We start from the raw sequence: 18,246 nt of genomic DNA on the forward strand, positions 1-18,246 counted from the left end.
CGGCCTAATTAAAATTAGGCCGGCCCTAGGCATTTTTTATAGCTTTATTTACTTTAATTTCCAGTAAATTTTGCAGGAATTTTTTAATGTATAACGAATATTTAGGGAGTGAGTGGTGAGAAGTGGAGTAAAGTGGGGTAAATGTCATGTTCATGGGGGAGTTTCAACACTCCATAGATGGGAAAGGACGTCTGATTATTCCCGCTAAGTTTCGGGAAGGATTAGGGGATTCTTTTGTTATGACTAAAGGACTTGATAATTGTGTCTTTATTTACCCTAGGGAAGAATGGAGTAAGCTTGAACAAAAATTAAGAAAACTGCCCTTTACCAAGTCAGATGTCAGGGCATTTGTGCGTTTTTTATTTTCCGGTGCTACTGAGTGTGAATTGGACAAGCAGGGCAGGGTATTATTGCCGCAAGTACTGCGTGACCATGCTCGCTTAGAAAAAGATGTGGTAGTCATCGGAGTTTCTACCCGGGTTGAAGTTTGGAGTAAAGAAGTTTGGGAAAAATACAATTTAGCTGCGCAGAATGATTATGAAAAAATTGCGGAAACAATCATTGATCTAGATTTTGATCTTTAACCTGGGAAGGTGTTAAATCAATGGAATATCATATTCCTGTATTGTTCAATGAAACTATGGATTTGTTAAATATTCGTCCCGGTGGAGTTTACGTAGATTGCACTTTGGGCGGAGGCGGACATAGTTCAGGAATTCTAACAAGATTAAGAGGACAGGGTCTCCTAATTGGATTGGATCAGGATGAGGAAGCCCTAAAAGAAGCCGGCCAAAAATTAGCAGGCTATGAAAATTTTAAAGCTGTACGAACTAATTTTAGCCGACTGGATTTAGTCTTAAAAGAGTTAGGGATAGATTTTATTGATGGTATTTTGTTTGACATAGGAGTTTCTTCTCATCAGCTGGATGCTGGGGAAAGGGGCTTTAGTTATATGCAGGATGCTCCTTTGGATATGCGGATGGATCAGGAAAATTTGCTTACGGCTCAGGAGTTAGTAAATAATCTGTCGGAACCCGAATTGAGCAAAATTCTATGGGAATATGGAGAAGAAAAGTGGGCGAAAAGAATTGCTAACTTTATTGTTGCTGAAAGGATAAAAAATCCCATTGAAACCACAAGCCAATTGGTGGATATAATTAAAGCGGCAATTCCAAGCAAAGCCAGAAGGGAAGGGCCTCATCCAGCCAAAAGAACTTTTCAGGCTTTACGAATTGCAGTTAATAGAGAACTGGATGTCTTAGCAAGAGCTTTGGAACAATCTGTACCTTTATTAAAACCTGGAGGCAGAATTGCAGTTATAACTTTCCATTCATTGGAAGATCGGATTGTTAAAGAAAAATTTCGTAGCTTGTCTACTGGATGTACATGCCCCCCGGATTTTCCAGTCTGCATGTGTCACCAAAAGCCGCTGCTGCGCTTAATTACCAGGAAACCTATTACAGCTTCTGGCCAGGAATTAGAAGAAAATCCTCGGGCCCGAAGTGCAAAGCTCAGAGTTGCAGAAAGAATTAATGGATAATTTTAGTGCTTTTGTTCTAAGTTTTAAGGAGGTTGAATAGTTTGTTAGTAGTTCCGGAAAAGAACCATTATGATTATAAACCTATTGTTAATGTGCCAAAAGCGCGAAAATCCAAAAGAATTCCTGCTGCAGCGAAAGTTTTGATTATAGTTTTAGTTCTTGCTTCGTTTGTTGTTGGTTTGTTCTTGGCTTCTCGTGTGGCGCTTTTTACGCAGAAAGGCCATCAAATTATCAAATTAAAAAAGGAAATAAAGTCTTTGCAAACTGCTAACGAAAGGCTAAAATTAGAAATAGACCAAATTGGCTCCTTAGAACATGTGGAAAAAGTTGCAGTTAATAAGTTAGGAATGATCGAACCGGAATTTGGAGACGTAGAAATATTGCCTACAGATGGTAATTTACACATTACGGAAGAAGCAGGAGAACCAAAAAAGTCTAATCAGCAGAAAAAAGCTCCACAAAATAACATTGCTAAAATTTATTCCAAAATCTCTTCAATTTTTACTAGATCAGTGGAAGCTTCAGAGCTATAGCTTTTTAGTTTTAGCAGCCGAGGAAAGACATCCAGCAATAGCTTAGGGGGAAAACAATGAATACGAATGTGATAATCAGAAAAAGAATAGCTAGGCTGTTTTTACTACTGGCCGGTATTCTTTTTTTCCTTATTTTACGTATTGGTTGGCTGCAATTTGTGCGAGGAGAAGAATTAAGTAAAAAAGCACTAGACAATAGGCTGAGGGATGTACCTGTTGAGGCCAAAAGGGGTATCATCTACGATACTAAGGGTAAGGAACTGGCAGTTAGCATTAGCACAGATTCTGTTGGTGCCTTTCCAACAGAAATCAAAAGTGCGGAAAAAAAGCAGCCGGGAATTACGAAAGAAATTGCGCAAAAACTTGCTGGAGTCCTAGGAATTCCTGAGGAGAAAGTTTATAGGGCAATAACTAAACAAACTTCTTTTATTTGGATTAAGCGCAAGATTGGCTTTTCTGCAGGTCCGAAAATTAAGAAAATGGATTTGCCGGGCATAGAAGTGTATGAGGAAAGCCAGCGTTATTATCCTAATGGAAATCTTGCAGCCCATATTCTTGGCTTTGCGGGAATAGACAATCAGGGGCTTGAAGGTTTGGAAGTTACATATGATCAGGAGCTAAGAGGAGTTCCTGGAAAAATAGTTGTTGAGTTTGATGCAGCAGGAAGAACTATTCCCGAAGCAGTGCATAAATATATTAACCCTGTTGATGGACATAATTTAGTTTTAACAATCGATGAAACTATCCAATATATTGTAGAACGGGAATTAGATAAGGTAATGGCTGAGAAACAGGCCAAAAGTGCCACCATTGTTATAATGGACCCCAAAACAGGCAGTATACTGGCGCTGGGCAGCAGACCTACTTACAACCCCAATAATTACAAAGATTACCCTGTGGAAAATTGGAGAGATATAGCAATTTCCAACTCTTATGAACCTGGATCCACTTTTAAAATTATAACAGCTGCTTCCGCTTTAGAAGAAGGGGTTGTTCATGAAAACGATAGTTTTTACTGTCGGGGTTATGCAACAGTTGGCAAAGAGACTATAAAGTGCTGGAGATGGTATCGACCTCATGGCAGCGAAAGTTTTGTGGAAGGAGTAGAAAACTCCTGCAACCCTGTTTTTGTTGAATTAGGCTTAAGAATGGAAGAAAAATCTAAAGGCCTTCTCTATGATTATCTAAAGGCTTTTGGATTTGGTAAGAAAACAAATATTGAGCTTCGGGGAGAAGCAAAAGGGATTATGATCCCTCCTAGCCGTTTGAAGTCCATTGACGTTGCTACTATTTCCATGGGTCAATCTATTTCCGTAACTCCATTGCAGCTAGTTAGAGCTGTATCAGCAGTAGCTAACGGTGGTAAATTAATGAAACCTCGTCTGGTCAAAGAAATAAGAGGTAAGGATGGAAATTTAATAAAAACCGTTGAGCCTCAGGTTGAGAAACAAGTAGTGTCTGAACAAACTGCGAAAAAATTGACAGGCATTTTAGAAGGCGTTGTTAGTAAAGGTACAGGACGTAATGCTTATATTCCCGGTTACCGGGTAGGGGGAAAAACAGGTACTGCTCAAAAGCCTGGCCCTGGCGGTTACATGCAAGGAAAATTTGTAGCTTCTTTTATTGGAATTGCCCCTGTTAACGACCCGCGTTTAGTTTGTTTGGTAGTTGTTGATGAGCCTAAAGGAGTGTATTATGGAGGACAGGTAGCTGCTCCGGTTTTTAAAAGAGTTGTAGAAGATAGCTTGCGTTATTTAAACGTTGCTCCTCAGTACGATGCTAGTCAAGAGCAAGAAGAAAACGAAACTGAGAACCAAAAACTAGTACGAGTACCGGAACTTAAGGGTATGTCTACAGCTCAAGCTGAAAAAGCATTAAAAACCTTAGGATTTACCCCAGTAGTACAGGGTAACGGTTCGTATGTAGGCAAACAAGTTCCCCAAGGAAATGCGAAAGTTAAAGTTGGCACCAAGGTTCTTTTATATACGTCTCAACAACAGACTGAAAATGGCAAGATCACAGTTCCCGATTTAACGGGATTGCGAATTGTTGAAACTGCCCAGCTCCTTGAAGCATTGGGCCTGGAAATGGTGCCTGAAGGCAGCGGTGAAGCAGTATTACAAGAGCCGAAACCTTCAACTCTGGTAACAAAAGGTACGAAAATAAAAGTTAAATTTCAAGAAACACCTGCAGCTGATGAGACAATAAGTCCTTAAAATAATGACACCCAGTGTTAGAGCGACTATGTCCTCCTGACCTGGGTGTTTTGGTGAAAGGATACATAATTACAGTTGGGAAATAATACTGGAAATAGGTTTACCTATCCAGGTTTACTACAATTGAGGTGACATATTTTGCGACATTTTAAAGATTTGTTACAGGCATTGCCGGAAGCGGTAGTTCGAGGAAATTCAGATTTAATTGTATCCGGTATCTACTACGATTCTAGATTGGTTCAGCGGGACGGAGCTTTTGTCTGTATTAATGGTTTTAATACTGATGGGCATAAATATATTGCCAACGCAGTACAAAAGGGAGCAGTTGTGATTGTAGCTGAAAAAGAAGTTACCGTACCAGAGGGAATTACTTTAGTAATAACTCCTAACACTAGGCAGGCTCTTGCCAAGTTAGCTTGTGCCTTTTACCATGATCCATCCACACATTTAAACTTAATTGGTGTTACAGGTACCAATGGCAAAACATCAATTACCTATTTAGTAAGGGCAATACTAAGACAAAATGGGTATAAGGTTGGTTTATTGGGAACCATTGCTAACTTAGTTGAAGACCAAGTGCTGCCAAGTATCCATACAACACCGGAAGCTTCTGATTTACAGCAGCTTTTTTCCCAAATGGAAGCTGAAAAAGTTAATTATGCTGTTATGGAAGTATCATCCCATGCTTTAGAATTGGGACGTGTTGCTGGCAGCGAATTTGACATAGCTGTTTTCACAAACCTTACCCAGGATCACTTGGATTTTCATTTAAGTTTTGAGAACTATTTTCAGGCTAAATCTAAACTATTTGCAAGTTTAAAACCTGGTGCCAAACAAAGGCCTAAATACGCTGTTTTAAATTATGATGACCCTCATTATAAAGCTTTAGAGGAAATTACTAGAGTACCTGTTGTTTCCTATGGACTTTCTGCAGGAGCTATGTACCGGGCAAAAGATATTCAAGTCAGGTTAACAGGAGTTTCCTATACCCTTGAGGGTCCCTTTGGGTCTCTAGACCTTAATTTAAAAATGACTGGTTGGTTTAGCGTTTATAATTCCTTGGCAGCTTGTACTGTTGGTTTGGAAGAAGGTATTTCTCCTGAAGTAGTAAAAACTGCTGTGGAACAGATGACAGGCGTTCCGGGTAGATTTGAACTGGTAGACTGCGGCCAGGATTTTGCCGTGGTGGTGGACTATGCTCATACTCCCGATGGTCTGGAAAATGTTTTGAAGACGGCAAAACAAGTTACTCAAGGCAGGGTAATAACAGTCTTTGGCTGCGGAGGAGATCGGGACCGTTCTAAAAGACCTTTAATGGGAGAAAAAGCAGCAGAGTTAAGTGATTTTTGTTTTGTTACTTCCGACAATCCAAGGACAGAAAATCCGGAGGCAATTATTGCTGATATTGTGCCGGGCTTACAGAAGATAAGTAAGGGAGTTTACGCAGTGGTTGCAGATAGGAAAGCAGCTATAGCTGCTGCTTTACAGGAAGCAAAAAGAGGTGATATTGTAGTTATTGCAGGCAAAGGCCATGAAAAATACCAAATTATAGGGAAAGATATTTTCCCTTTTGACGATGTACAGATTGCAAAAGAATGCTTAAATTCTAGCAGGTAAAGTTGGTGAATTTGTTGTTTGGCAAATTAGAAGAAATTGCACAATGGATAGATGGCCGTTTATACGGCGGCGATATTAAGCAAGAAATAAGTAATATTTCAACAGATACACGAACCCTTGAGCCAGGGGCAATTTATTTTGCTTTACAGGGGGAATCCTTTGATGGACATGATTTTGTTCAACAAGCTTGGACAAAAGGGGCTGTAGCAGTAGTTGTATCGAAGCAAGAACTAGCCGGTTTAGCAAATCAAAAGAGATGCGTGATAATTGTAAAAGATACTTTACAAGCCTTACAAAGTTTAGCCAGAAACCATCGGTTAAAATATAATATACCTGTAGTCGCCATTACTGGTTCCAATGGCAAAACAACAACAAAAGATTTGTTGGCTAGTGTCCTAAAGGTTAAATTACGTGTTTTAAAAACAGAAGGCAACTTCAATAATGAAATAGGGCTGCCTAAAACCCTATTGCAGCTCAACGAAGAGCATCAAGCTGCAGTATTGGAAATGGGCATGAGGGGCTTAGGACAAATTGCTTCCTTATGTGAGATTGCTTTGCCCAAGGCTGCTATTATAACCAACATTGGTGTTACTCACATGGAGCTTTTAGGATCTGTTGAAAATATTGCCAAAGCAAAAGGTGAAATTTTGGATTTTATTGAGCCGCAAGGTTTTTGTTTTCTCAATGCAGAGGATCAATGGTCTCAAAGCCTCAAAAGCCGCTGCCGGGGTCGAGTTTACTTTTATGGATTTACGGAAAAAGCTGATGTCCGAGGAGTAAATATAAAAAATACAGCTGCTGGAACTGAATTTACTTTACAAATAGAACAGCAGGAGACTGAAGTTAAACTGCCTTTACCTGGTGAACATAATGTTTTAAATGCTTTAGCTGCGGCAGGTGTGGGATGGCAGTTGGGATTAACCCTAGAGGAAATTGCTGCTGGCTTAGCTAAGGTTCAGCTTAGTGCCATGCGTCTTTCCTTCGAACCAGGTTTGAGGGGTAGTATGATTATTAATGATACTTATAATGCTAACCCTGATTCTATGAAAGCATCGCTAAATATTTTAGCTGAAAAAAGCCAAAAAAATATTGCTGTTCTAGGAGAAATGAGAGAACTAGGCTGTATAGCTGAGGAAGGTCACGCTGCAGTTGGCCGACATGTGGCTGGTTTAAAGATAGATTACCTTTTGACTGTTGGCTCTCTCGGTAAATATATTGCTCAAGGAGCTTTGATGGCAGGCATGGCTGAAGAAAGAATTAAGATTTGCCAGGATACGGCTGAAGCAAAAAAATGTTTAGCTGATCTTCTAGCACCTGGCTACATGGCCCTAGTTAAAGGGTCCAGGGCATTAAAAATGGAGGAAATTGTTGAGTATGTCATTAATTGCGACGAGGTAGGTAAGAATGGGCTATAATTTTTGGTTTTTTGGGTTTGCTGCACTTATTTGTTTATTAATAGGGCCATTATTAATACCATTTCTTCGTTATTTGAAATTTGGTCAAATGGTGCGGGATGATGGTCCTCAGCGCCATCTTAAAAAAGCTGGTACTCCCACAATGGGGGGGATTATGTTTATTTTGGCAGTAACAATCTGCATGCTGATCTTTGCTGAGCAAAGTAAAGAAACATATTTGCTAATAATTGTCTTTTTGGGCTACGGCCTTATTGGTTTTGCTGATGATTTTTTAAAAGTTTTTTTACGAAGACCTTTGGGCTTAAAAGCTAGATATAAATTAGTCGGTCAAGTTCTATTAGGCTTGTTTTTGGGCTTTGCAGCCGTTTGTTTGTTAAATAGGGGTACGGCAATTGGACTGCCAGGAACGGACTTAAGTTGGGATTTAGGTTTATTTTATCCTTTGTTCGTAATTTTAGTTTTAGTTGCTTCTACCAATGCTGTTAATTTAACGGATGGACTGGATGGGCTTGCTTCCGGGTTGACAATGTTCAGTGCGTTAACCTTAGGAATAATTGCCTACGAACAAAAACAGCCCGAATTGGTGATTTTTGCTTTTGCTTTGGCTGGTGGTTGTTTGGGATTTTTATTTTTTAATAAATATCCGGCAAAAGTATTTATGGGTGATACTGGTTCCCTGGCTTTAGGGGCAGCAGTAGGGACCTTGGCTGTTCTAACCAAAACAGAGCTCCTTTTACCCTTAATTGGGGGTGTATTTGTACTCGAAACTTTGTCTGTTATAATTCAGGTAATATCTTTTAAATTAACGGGTAAAAGAGTATTTCGCATGAGTCCTCTTCACCACCACTTTGAACTTGTAGGCTGGAAAGAAACAAAAGTAGTCACGGTCTTTTGGATTGTTGGCTTAGTTATGGCTTCACTTGGAACATTAGTATACTTTATATAATGTTGAAATTTAATTAAAGAAGGTAGAAAAGTATGGATTTCAAAGATAAAAACATTCTCATTATTGGCATGGCTAGAAGTGGTTTGGCAGCTGCTAAAGCATTAGCCTGCATTGGAGCGAAAGTTACTATCGCCGACCAAAAGTCAGACCTAGAACTGATGGAGGCGGTAGCTTCTCTGAAAAGCTGGCCGGTGCATGTTCACACGGGAGGGTATCCAGAGATAAAACATGGCTTGTTTGACCTTGTTGTTACCAGCCCTGGGGTGCCGGCTCAGTCTGCTCCTCTGCAGACAGCAGTTAGCGAGCAAATACCCGTCTGGAGTGAAATAGAACTAGCCGCTCACCTGAATAATGGGGCTATTATTGCAATTACTGGTACTAATGGAAAAACAACTACAACTGAATTAATCGGCCAAATCTTTAAGGATGCGGGAGCTAAAGTTATTGTAGCAGGAAATATCGGGGTGCCTTTAATGCAGGAGGTGCAAAAAACAACTCCTGAGCACGTTGTAGTGACAGAGGTTTCCAGTTTTCAGCTGGAATGGGTTAAGGACTTTCATCCTAAAGTTGCAGTAATTACAAATATAACTCCTGACCATTTGGATCGTCATGGTACCATGGACAACTATGCTGAAGTAAAATCCCGGATCTTTCAGTGCCAAACGAAAGAAGATTTTACAATTTTAAATTACGAAGATCCAATTCTACGGCAATTAGCTGAAAAGTGTCTCGGCCGAGTATTATTTTTTAGTCGGACGCATAATCTAGAAGAAGGAATAATTGTTAAAAATGGGCAAATTGTGCTGAGAGTAGATGGCCAAGAGCTGCCTATTTGCAGTGCTACAGATTTAAAAATATTTGGAGCACACAATTTGGAAAATGCTTTGGCAGCTGTAGGAGCAGGTTGGGCTATGGGGGTGAGGCCTCAGGACTTAAAATACACCTTAACTACCTTCCCAGGGGTTGTACATCGTTTGGAATTAGTTACGGAAATCAATGGGGTAACTTATATTAATGACTCTAAAGGAACTAATCCGGATGCTTCAATTAAAGCTTTAGAAGCTTTTGATAAGCCTTTAGTACTAATTGCTGGTGGTAGTTCCAAGAAAAGTGATTTTAGTGATTTCGCCCAAAAAGTAAAAGAAAAGGTAAAACATTTGGTAGTGTTAGGTGAGACAGCTGACGATATTGTGAGTGCTGTAGAAAAAACTGGTTTCAAAGAAATCCATCGCGTTACAACTTTCCCCGAGGCAGTTGCAAGGGCTAGAGAATTAGCCCAACCAGGTGAAATTGTTCTCTTGTCTCCTGCCTGCGCTAGCTTTGATATGTTTAATAGCTATGAGCATCGCGGAGATACCTTTAAGTCTTTAGTATTAGAAGCTAAGGGCCAGACTGCTTAATAAAGGGAGTAATTGTTAAAGGAAGTGGGATAAGGTGCGGGCCAAAAAAAAGTTAGAACCCGATTTTGTAATTATCTTAGCTGTTATGCTGCTGATAGCTATTGGGATTATCATGGTCTTTAGTTCCAGTTCCTATACCTCCAAAGATATTCTCGGAGATTCTTTTTATTTTCTAAAAAAACAATTTGTTTGGGCAGTTTTAGGGACTTTTTTTATGGTTGTAACTATGAAAATAGATTATTTCCGCTTAAAAAGAATTACTAATCCAATTTTTATTTTCTGTGTAATTATGTTATTTCTAGTTTTAGTCATGGGTGACTCCAGTAAAGGAGCGACTCGCTGGTTAGGAATAGGGTCACTATCCTTCCAACCTTCAGAAACAATTAAATTGGGTATGATTTTATTCTTAAGCAAGTTTTTGAGTAGAAAGCAGAGCCAAATAACTTCATTTACCTATGGAGTAACGCCGGTACTTATTATCATTGGGGTTATCTGCGCTTTGATTATTGCTCAACCGGATTTGGGAACAGTTCTAGTTGTGGCAGGTACGGGGTATCTTTTATTGGCTGCTGCCGGGGCGAGAATAAGCCATTTGGTGGGACTTGGTCTAGTTGGTATTGCTTTAGTGGGAGTGGCTATTGCTTTAGCCCCTTACCGGATGGCAAGGTTTACAGCTTTTTTGGATCCCTGGGCAGATCCCATTGGAGATGGCTTTCAAACTATTCAATCTCTGTATGCCTTAGGTTCCGGAGGCTTATTTGGTGTTGGCATCGGTGAAAGCAGGCAGAAAATGTATTTTCTGCCGGAAAAACATACAGATTTTATTTTTGCCATTATCGGTGAAGAATTAGGTTTTATTGGTGCAACAGTTATTTTATTGTTGTTTATTGTTTTTATCTGGCGTGGCTTTAAGGTAGCAGTCACTGCGCCAGATAGTTTTGGCAGTTTATTGGCAATGGGTATTACATCCATGATTGCTTTGCAAGCTATTATTAATATTGGAGTAGTCACTGGAAGTCTGCCTGTAACGGGGATAACATTGCCTTTTATTAGCTACGGAGGGAGTTCTTTAATTTTTACAATGACGGCGGTAGGTATTTTGCTAAATATCTCCCGCTATAGTTCAAGTAAATGACGATGGGGAAAAATAAATGGGAAAAAAAATAAAAGTATTATTAACTGGTGGAGGAACAGGGGGGCATATTTATCCTGCCTTGGCTATAGCCCAAGGCATAAAAGCAAAGTACCCCCAAACTGAGTTTTTTTATATTGGCACCAAAAGAGGATTAGAGGCTGATATTGTTACAAAAGCAGGTATTAAATTTAAGGCAATTACTGCCGAAGGACTGACCAGAAAAATTTCCTGGCCGGCAGCCAGGACTGCTTTAAAAACATTTAGGGGATTTAGCGAAGCAGCAATGATAATCCGCAAATTTAAACCTCATGTAGTAGTAGGAACTGGGGGTTATGTTTGTGGACCAGTTATCATGGCCGCTCATTTTTTACATATACCAACAATTATTCATGAGCAAAATGCTTTCCCTGGTTTAACGAATAAGCTTCTAGCTAGGTTTGTGGACAGAATCTGTTACACATTTCCTGAATGTACTCGTTTCTTTAAAACAAAGGCTAGTCTTTATCACACTGGATTACCCATCAGAAGGGAAATTATTGAAACAAGCCGGGAACAAGGCGCTAAAAAACTGCAGATGGATCCGAACAAAATTAATATTTTGGTAGTAGGCGGAAGCCAAGGAGCACAAAAAATAAACGAAACTATCTTTAAGCTGTATCCCTTTTTTAAAGAAACACCAACTGTAAACTTGTTGCATTTAACGGGCAAAAAAGGCTATGAACAACTGCTGGGAGAAGCCAAACAGCAAGGAATAAAATTGGATGATTATGACAATATTACCATTAGACCCTATATCTATGATATGGAAAATGCTTTGGCTGCTGCTGATTTTGTTATTAGCCGATCAGGGGCCAGTTTCTTGGCAGAAGTGATGGCTAAGGGTTTGCCTTCTATTTTAATTCCATATCCTTATGCCTCTGAAAATCACCAGGAGCATAATGCACGTGCCTTGGAAAAAAAAGGGGCGGCTATAGTAATTTTAGAAAAAGAGTTAAACGAAAAAATTCTTCTGCAAAACATTTTAGATCTAATTGTTGGAAAAGAAAAAAGATCAGCAATGTCTAAAGCAAGTTTCTCACTAGGAAAACCAGATGCATTAGAAGAGATTACAACTTTAATTTTAGAATTAACAGGCAGCTAGTGAAAGCTGCCTGTTAAAATAAAGTAGTCTTAAGACAAGCTATGTAACACTTTATTTAGCATTGAATAAGATAGTGATACGGGAAGGAGAGGATTGTCTTGGAGAGGCAAATGGAATGGGCTCACTTTATTGGAATTGGCGGGTCAGGAATGAGCGGCTTGGCCAAGATATTACTTGAAATAGGAGTTAAAGTATCTGGTTCAGATCAAAAATTATCCAAGACGACTAAAGAATTAACTAATTTAGGAGCGCAGATTTACCAGGAACATAGTGGAGAGAACATCTTACCAGGTATAACAATGGTTATTAGATCCACTGCAATACCTCCTGATAACCCCGAACTAGTAAAAGCGCAGGAACTACATATTCCAATTATCCATAGAGGAGAGCTTTTGGCTAAATTAACGGAAAAGCAGAAAACTATTGCTGTGGCTGGAGCTCACGGTAAAACTACAACCACTTCTATGTTAGCGACTATTTTTTATAAACATGGCCTTGATCCTACTGTAGCGGTTGGTGGGAAAGTGCTGGATATTGGCAGCAATGCAAAGTATGGAAAAGGTGAGTACTTAGTAGCTGAAGCTGATGAAAGCGATGGATCTTTTTTGAAATTACATCCTTATGTAGCAGTTGTTACGAATATTGAAGATGACCATTTAGATCATTATGGCTCAGTGGAGAATATAATCAAGGCTTTCGAACAATTTATTTCTCTTGTTCCTCAGCAGGGCTTTTGTGTACTTTGCGCCGATGACTCTGAATTAGCCAGAATAGCTGGAAATGTACCTAATGCAATAACATATGGTTTAACAGGGAATCCTGATTATAAAGCTGAGGATATAGAATATGGCAATATTTCTCGAAGCAAAATTTATTACAAAAAAGAGTTTTTAGGTATTTTGGAACTCCTTATTCCTGGCCGCCATAATATAAGTAATGCATTAGGGGCAATTGCCGTTGGACATCAATTGGGAATAGAATTTTCAGCAATGGCACAGTACCTAAAAAGTTTTCACGGAGCCGGTCGCAGATTTGAAACTGTAGGAGAACATCAGGGAATACATATTGTGGATGATTATGCTCACCATCCTACAGAGGTTAAAGCGACACTGCAAGCTGCAAAACAGCTTAATCCCAAAAGGTTGTTAGCTGTTTTTCAGCCTCATAGGTACACAAGGACAAAACAGCTGTTTAAGGAATTTGGTACTTCTTTTGCTGAAGCTGATAAAGTTATTGTGACCAATATTTATGCAGCCAGTGAACAGCCAATAGTGGGAGTGTCAGCTCAATTAATTGTCAATGAAATGAAAAATCAGGGTAAAGATGTTTTGTTTTTGCCTACGAGGGAAGACGTTATAGATTACTTGAGCCAAAATGGTTCTCCAGGCGATTTAATCCTGACCATAGGAGCCGGTGATATTTGTACAGTCGGCCCCGAACTACTGGCAAAACTTAATGGCGCATAATTGACTTTTTGGAGGTTTAAGGATGGATTGGGAAAAGGCTGCTAGTTTGCTTAGACCAAGGTTGAAGGGTGAATGCAGGCTAAATGAGCCCTTAAAAAAGCATACTACCTGGAGAATTGGAGGTCCTGCTGACTTACTTATTTTTCCTAAATGTAAAGAGGATATCATAGCTGTATTACAATTCTCTAATGAGCAGCAGCTGCCTCTTTATATTCTGGGTAACGGCTCCAATGTTTTAGTTCTCGACAAAGGTGTACGAGGCATTGTTTTAAAAACTTGTGGTTTAAACAGCCTTAATGTTAATGGCGAAATAATTAAAGCAGGGGCAGGGGTTTTGTTGCCACATTTAGCTAAGGTTGCATTAGAGCATAGCTTAAGCGGTCTTGAATTCATTGCGGGTATTCCAGGTACTGTAGGCGGAGCAGTGACCATGAATGCAGGTGCATACGGAAGTACTATAGGTAATGTGCTTCAGTCTATCCAAGTTACGGATTTAACTGGGAAAGTTTTTACTTTAAACAGGGAAGAAGCTAATTTTACTTACCGTTCCAGTTCTATTAAAGATTTAGGTTATATTGTGCTGGAAGCTGAATTTATACTGAAACATGGCAACAAGGAGCAAATCAGCCATGTGATGCAGCTGAACATGGAAAGCAGAAAAAAGAAGCAGCCTTTAAACCTGCCAAACGCCGGCAGTACATTTGTAAACCCGCCTGGGTATGCTGCAGGGTATCTAATTGAACAAGTAGGTGCTAAGGGCTTAAAGAAAGGTGGTGCACAAGTTTCAGAGAAACACGCTAATTTTATAGTAAACTACGACCACGCCAGTGCCAAAGACGTGTTAGAACTAATAGCCCAAGTAAAAGACAGAGTTTATCAAAGGTACGGTATACATCTACAGACGGAAATAAAAGTATTGGGAGAGGGTTAGTTGACAGCTGGGGGTGAAAAGCTGTGGGTAAACTAATTGTCATGGGCGGTAATAGGCTAGTAGGTGAGATAGGCGTAAGTGGATCTAAAAATGCTGTTCTGCCAATTATGGCAGCTAGCCTCCTGACTAAGGGTACGTGCACATTATTTAATGTGCCGCTACTCAAAGATGTTTTAGTAATGCAAAAAGTGCTGGAACACCTGGGGGCAAAAGTAACATTTGAAAATAAAGTAATGATCATCGATTCCCGCCATGTCGAGTCTAAAGAAGTTGGGGAAAACCTTATGCGGCAGCTGAGGGCTTCCAACTTGGTAATGGGTTCTTTGTTAAGTAGGTTTAAAAAAATAAAAGTATCTTACCCTGGTGGATGTGCCATTGGTTCCCGCCCTATGGATTTACATATTAAAGGGTTTATGGCAATGGGAGCAAAGGTTACTGAAAAATATGGATTCATAGAAGCAGAGACAGAGCATTTACGCGGGGCAGATATTCAACTGGATTTTCCAAGTGTTGGCGCTACTGAAAACTTAATAATGGCGGCAAGTCTTGCTGAAGGAACAACTATTATTCGCAATGCAGCTAGGGAACCGGAAATTGTAGATCTGCAAAATTTCTTAAGCAATTTAGGGGTACGAATTAATGGAGCAGGTTTAGATATAATTAAGATTGAAGGAGTTAAGGAATTAGGTTCCATAGAACATACCATTATTCCAGATCGGATTGAGGCAGGAACCCATTTAATTGCAGCGGCTATAACAGGCGGGGATGTATTAGTTAAGGAAATTATTCCCGAACATCTGGAGTCTGTAATAGCTAAGCTGAAAGAAGTTGGCTTAAAAATAACCAAATATGACGAGGCTGTACGTATTACGGCTGTAAAAAGGCCGCAAGCAGTTGATTTTAAAACAATGCCTTATCCCGGTTTCCCAACGGATTTACAGCCCCAATTAATGGCCTTAATGACTATTGCTAATGGTACTTGTATTGCATCAGAAAGTATTTTTGATAACCGTTTCAAACACATCGATGAATTTAGGAGAATGGGTGCTGATATAAAACTTGAAGGTAAAGCAGCTATCATTAAAGGAGTACCTTCATTGACAGGGGCATTTGTCGAAGCTACAGACTTAAGGGCAGGAGCGGCTTTGATTCTAGCGGGCATGATTGCTGAGGATGCTACAGTTATCGAAAACGCAGAACATATTGACCGTGGCTACGAGAATATTGAAAATAAATATAATGCCTTGGGAGCAAAATTGTTCCGAGTTAATAATTCAAAAAATGGCAGCTGAAAAAGCTGCCTTAATTTTATGCATTAATTCATCTAATTAATTATATTTACCCGCAGATGTCTTGGACTGGCTGTAAGAGTTTGTTATAATTATAAAAACAATAAATGTAATTTTTAGTAAGTTGGAGGGATAAAGTTGACAGTTGTGCGGCGGACTAAAACCTTAGGCCGAGTTCAAAGGAAGTTGTTAAGGTTTTTATTTGTTTTGCTTCTTTTAACTTTAGCCTTATATTTTTTTGCCCAATCTAGCTTTTTTAATATTTCTCAAATCGAAACAAAAGGGTATAGTTATTTATCTTCTGCCGAAATTAAGCAACTGGCCAACATTCCATTGGGCATGAACATATTTAAAATGGATGCTCAAAAAATAGAAAAGAATTTATTACTCCATCCTATGGTAAAGAATGTTAAAGTAGCTAGAAAGCTGCCTGCCACAGTTGTTGTCTCAATTCAAGAACGCAGCCCTGCAATTATACTTTCTAGCGCCCAGGGTTTTTTTGTTTTAGATGGTTCAGGAGTTTTTCTAAAAAAAATAAATAAAATTTCCGACTTAAAATTGCCTGTAGTAACGGGAATAAATTTACCAAATCAATATGGACCAGGTCAGACCATAGTTAATGAGAAACTTGCCAAAGCTTTAAGCTTTATTTCCAAAGTGCCGGTGGAGCAAAGAAAAACAATTACAGAACTAGACATAAATGATGATGAGCACTTGGTTATTTACATAGATAATGGATTAGAAATTCGCATGGGCGACGAAACAAGAATACCTGAAAAAATGCAAATTGTAAGTAAAATAACTAAAAGCAGTACGTTGTTAGCTAGAAAAATTGATTATATAGATTTAACTGCTGTTTCTACCCCCATTATCAAATATAGTAGATAAACATGCTAAATATTCTAAATGAAGGTGATAAAAATGTGGCTTCCTATTTTAGGCTTAGTAATTGGAGTAATAGTAGGCGTAATGTTTCCCTACCAAATACCAGTTGCTTATGCAAAATACATGTCTGTAGCTGCCTTGGCTGCTTTAGATTCTGTCTTTGGCGGCCTTAGGTCAGGTATGGAAAATAAGTTTGATAGTATGATTTTTTTGACAGGTTTTTTTAGTAATACACTTTTGGCTGGAGTCTTAGCTTATATTGGAGATCAGTTAGGTGTAGAGCTGTATATGGCTGCTGTTTTTGCCTTTGGAGTTAGACTATTTCAGAATTTAGCCATTATTAGAAGATTTTTATTAAAAAAATAGTTAAAAAACTAATTGCAAAAAAAGGGAAATGCAACAGTTTGTTGAATTTTCTAATATGTAGTTATATCTTGGTCTGGGCAGGTCTGTACCAAATATCAAGCAGATAAGCTGGAGGTGCAAAAATTGCCCGAGAAAAATGTAGTAATTGGTTTAGATATTGGCAGTAGTAAAATTGTCGTAGTAGTTGGAGATATAGGTGAAGAAGGCCAGGTCGATGTAATTGGCGTTGGGGAATCAACAACTTCTGGTTTGCGCAAAGGGACTATTGTTGATATCGAAAATACGGCTAAGGCTATCGAAAAAGCGGTAGAAAAAGCTGAGCAAATGAGCGGAGTGGAGATAAATTCCGTCTACGTTGGAATAACTGGTCCCCACTTAGCCTCTCAAAATAATCGTGGAGTAGTAGCCGTAATTAGCAATAACAAAGAAATTTGCTCGGAAGATGCTGCTAGAGTGTTACAAGCTGCTCAAGTTATTGCACTTCCTTCTGATCGTAAAATTATCCACGTAATTCCAAGAGAATACATTGTCGACGGGTATGACGGCATTGTCGATCCTGTTGGCATGTGTGGGTCCCGTCTCGAAGTGGAAACAAACATTATAACGGGTGCCAGTACTTCCATCCAAAATACAATTAAAAGTGTTCACCGTGCAGGCCTGGAAGTTAACGCACTAGTTTATAATGCTCTGGCCTCGGCTGAAGCTGTATTGCTGCCAGCTGAAAAGGATTTGGGCACTCTTTTAGTAGATATAGGAGGGGGAACCACTGAGTTAGCCCTCTATGATCAAGGCAGTTTATGGTACGCATCAATTATACCCATAGGTGGAGATCATGTTACCAGTGATTTGGCGGTGGGGTTACGAACTCCTATTACTGAGGCAGAGCGAATTAAAAAGCAAGATGGATGTGTCTTACAACAATTAATGACTGATGATGATTATATTGAAGTCCCGAATGTAGGCGGCAATAATGTTCGCAGAGTTTCTAGAAAGCTAATAGCATCAATTATCGAACCCCGGATGCAAGAACTGTTTCATATGGTTAAAGCTGAATTGAATCATTCCGGGTACAAAGGAGTACTGCCTGGTGGAGTGGTGTTAACTGGCGGTACGGCGCTGATGGATGGTTTAGTACAACTTGCTGGCGAAGAATTAAACATGCCTGTCCGTATAGGAGTTCCCCGCAACGTAGGTGGAATGGCAGACATTGTAAATTCGCCTTGCTATGCAACAGCTTTGGGTATTTTAAGTTATGGAACCCGCAACCTTGCAGTGTTGCATGAGGCACCAACTGCAAACCCTCTAATTGGTGGTTTGCTGTCTAGGTTTTTTGCATGGATTAAAGAAATATTTTAAATTGTTAGTT

The 18,246-nt window shown here is 39.4% G+C and carries 16 protein-coding genes; all 16 read left to right on the forward strand.

All coding sequences use genetic code 11. The annotated features are described in order from the left end of the window. The first annotated feature begins 146 nt into the window (after positions 1-146). The 16 genes from mraZ (at position 147) to ftsA (ending at position 18,236) form a co-directional block, all read left to right on the forward strand. Positions 147-584, forward strand: a complete 438-nt coding sequence (mraZ, locus tag RDV78_03495; protein ID MDS1029567.1) for a division/cell wall cluster transcriptional repressor MraZ — start codon at positions 147-149, stop codon at positions 582-584. A gap of 20 nt (positions 585-604) precedes the next feature. Beyond that, positions 605-1,540: a 16S rRNA (cytosine(1402)-N(4))-methyltransferase RsmH gene (gene rsmH / locus RDV78_03500; protein ID MDS1029568.1), complete on the forward strand. Its 936-nt coding sequence runs from the start codon at positions 605-607 to the stop codon at positions 1,538-1,540. Between the two features lie 41 nt (positions 1,541-1,581). Next, positions 1,582-2,073, forward strand: coding sequence for a cell division protein FtsL (locus RDV78_03505; protein MDS1029569.1), 492 nt, complete (start codon positions 1,582-1,584; stop codon positions 2,071-2,073). A 56-nt stretch (positions 2,074-2,129) separates the two neighbouring features. Beyond that, positions 2,130-4,289 (forward strand): stage V sporulation protein D, encoded by a 2,160-nt coding sequence (locus tag RDV78_03510; GenBank protein ID MDS1029570.1) that lies wholly within the window; start codon positions 2,130-2,132, stop codon positions 4,287-4,289. Positions 4,290-4,427: 138 nt separating this feature from the next. Further along, a complete protein-coding gene (locus RDV78_03515) occupies positions 4,428-5,906 on the forward strand; it encodes a UDP-N-acetylmuramoyl-L-alanyl-D-glutamate--2,6-diaminopimelate ligase (protein ID MDS1029571.1) in 1,479 nt (492 codons plus the stop codon). Positions 5,907-5,911: 5 nt separating this feature from the next. Continuing rightward, positions 5,912-7,321 carry a UDP-N-acetylmuramoyl-tripeptide--D-alanyl-D-alanine ligase gene (gene murF, locus RDV78_03520; protein MDS1029572.1) on the forward strand — a complete coding sequence of 470 codons (1,410 nt, stop codon included), beginning with the start codon at positions 5,912-5,914 and terminating at the stop codon, positions 7,319-7,321. Then, positions 7,311-8,267 (forward strand): phospho-N-acetylmuramoyl-pentapeptide-transferase, encoded by a 957-nt coding sequence (gene mraY, locus RDV78_03525; GenBank protein ID MDS1029573.1) that lies wholly within the window; start codon positions 7,311-7,313, stop codon positions 8,265-8,267. Before murF ends, mraY begins: the two co-directional genes overlap by 11 nt. 32 nt (positions 8,268-8,299) lie before the next feature. Further along, positions 8,300-9,667, forward strand: a complete 1,368-nt coding sequence (murD, locus tag RDV78_03530) for a UDP-N-acetylmuramoyl-L-alanine--D-glutamate ligase (protein ID MDS1029574.1) — start codon at positions 8,300-8,302, stop codon at positions 9,665-9,667. A gap of 34 nt (positions 9,668-9,701) precedes the next feature. Then, on the forward strand, positions 9,702-10,802 hold the full coding sequence (gene spoVE / locus RDV78_03535) for a stage V sporulation protein E (protein ID MDS1029575.1): 1,101 nt from the start codon (positions 9,702-9,704) through the stop codon (positions 10,800-10,802). Positions 10,803-10,818: 16 nt separating this feature from the next. Continuing rightward, positions 10,819-11,943 (forward strand): undecaprenyldiphospho-muramoylpentapeptide beta-N-acetylglucosaminyltransferase, encoded by a 1,125-nt coding sequence (murG, locus tag RDV78_03540; GenBank protein MDS1029576.1) that lies wholly within the window; start codon positions 10,819-10,821, stop codon positions 11,941-11,943. A 98-nt stretch (positions 11,944-12,041) separates the two neighbouring features. Next, positions 12,042-13,409 (forward strand): UDP-N-acetylmuramate--L-alanine ligase, encoded by a 1,368-nt coding sequence (murC, locus tag RDV78_03545; protein ID MDS1029577.1) that lies wholly within the window; start codon positions 12,042-12,044, stop codon positions 13,407-13,409. A gap of 22 nt (positions 13,410-13,431) precedes the next feature. Beyond that, positions 13,432-14,340 (forward strand): UDP-N-acetylmuramate dehydrogenase, encoded by a 909-nt coding sequence (gene murB / locus RDV78_03550; GenBank protein ID MDS1029578.1) that lies wholly within the window; start codon positions 13,432-13,434, stop codon positions 14,338-14,340. 23 nt (positions 14,341-14,363) lie between these two features. After that, positions 14,364-15,632, forward strand: a complete 1,269-nt coding sequence (gene murA / locus RDV78_03555; GenBank protein ID MDS1029579.1) for a UDP-N-acetylglucosamine 1-carboxyvinyltransferase — start codon at positions 14,364-14,366, stop codon at positions 15,630-15,632. A 144-nt stretch (positions 15,633-15,776) separates the two neighbouring features. Then, complete coding sequence (locus RDV78_03560) at positions 15,777-16,517, forward strand: FtsQ-type POTRA domain-containing protein (GenBank protein ID MDS1029580.1); 741 nt, start codon at positions 15,777-15,779, stop codon at positions 16,515-16,517. 33 nt (positions 16,518-16,550) lie between these two features. Next, a complete protein-coding gene (locus tag RDV78_03565) occupies positions 16,551-16,880 on the forward strand; it encodes a small basic family protein (GenBank protein ID MDS1029581.1) in 330 nt (109 codons plus the stop codon). 123 nt (positions 16,881-17,003) lie between these two features. Next, complete coding sequence (gene ftsA, locus RDV78_03570; protein MDS1029582.1) at positions 17,004-18,236, forward strand: cell division protein FtsA; 1,233 nt, start codon at positions 17,004-17,006, stop codon at positions 18,234-18,236. Positions 18,237-18,246 lie beyond the last annotated feature (10 nt).

Source organism: Bacillota bacterium LX-D, assembly GCA_031628995.1.
Lineage (GTDB): Bacteria > Bacillota > DUOV01 > DUOV01 > Zhaonellaceae > JAVLUO01.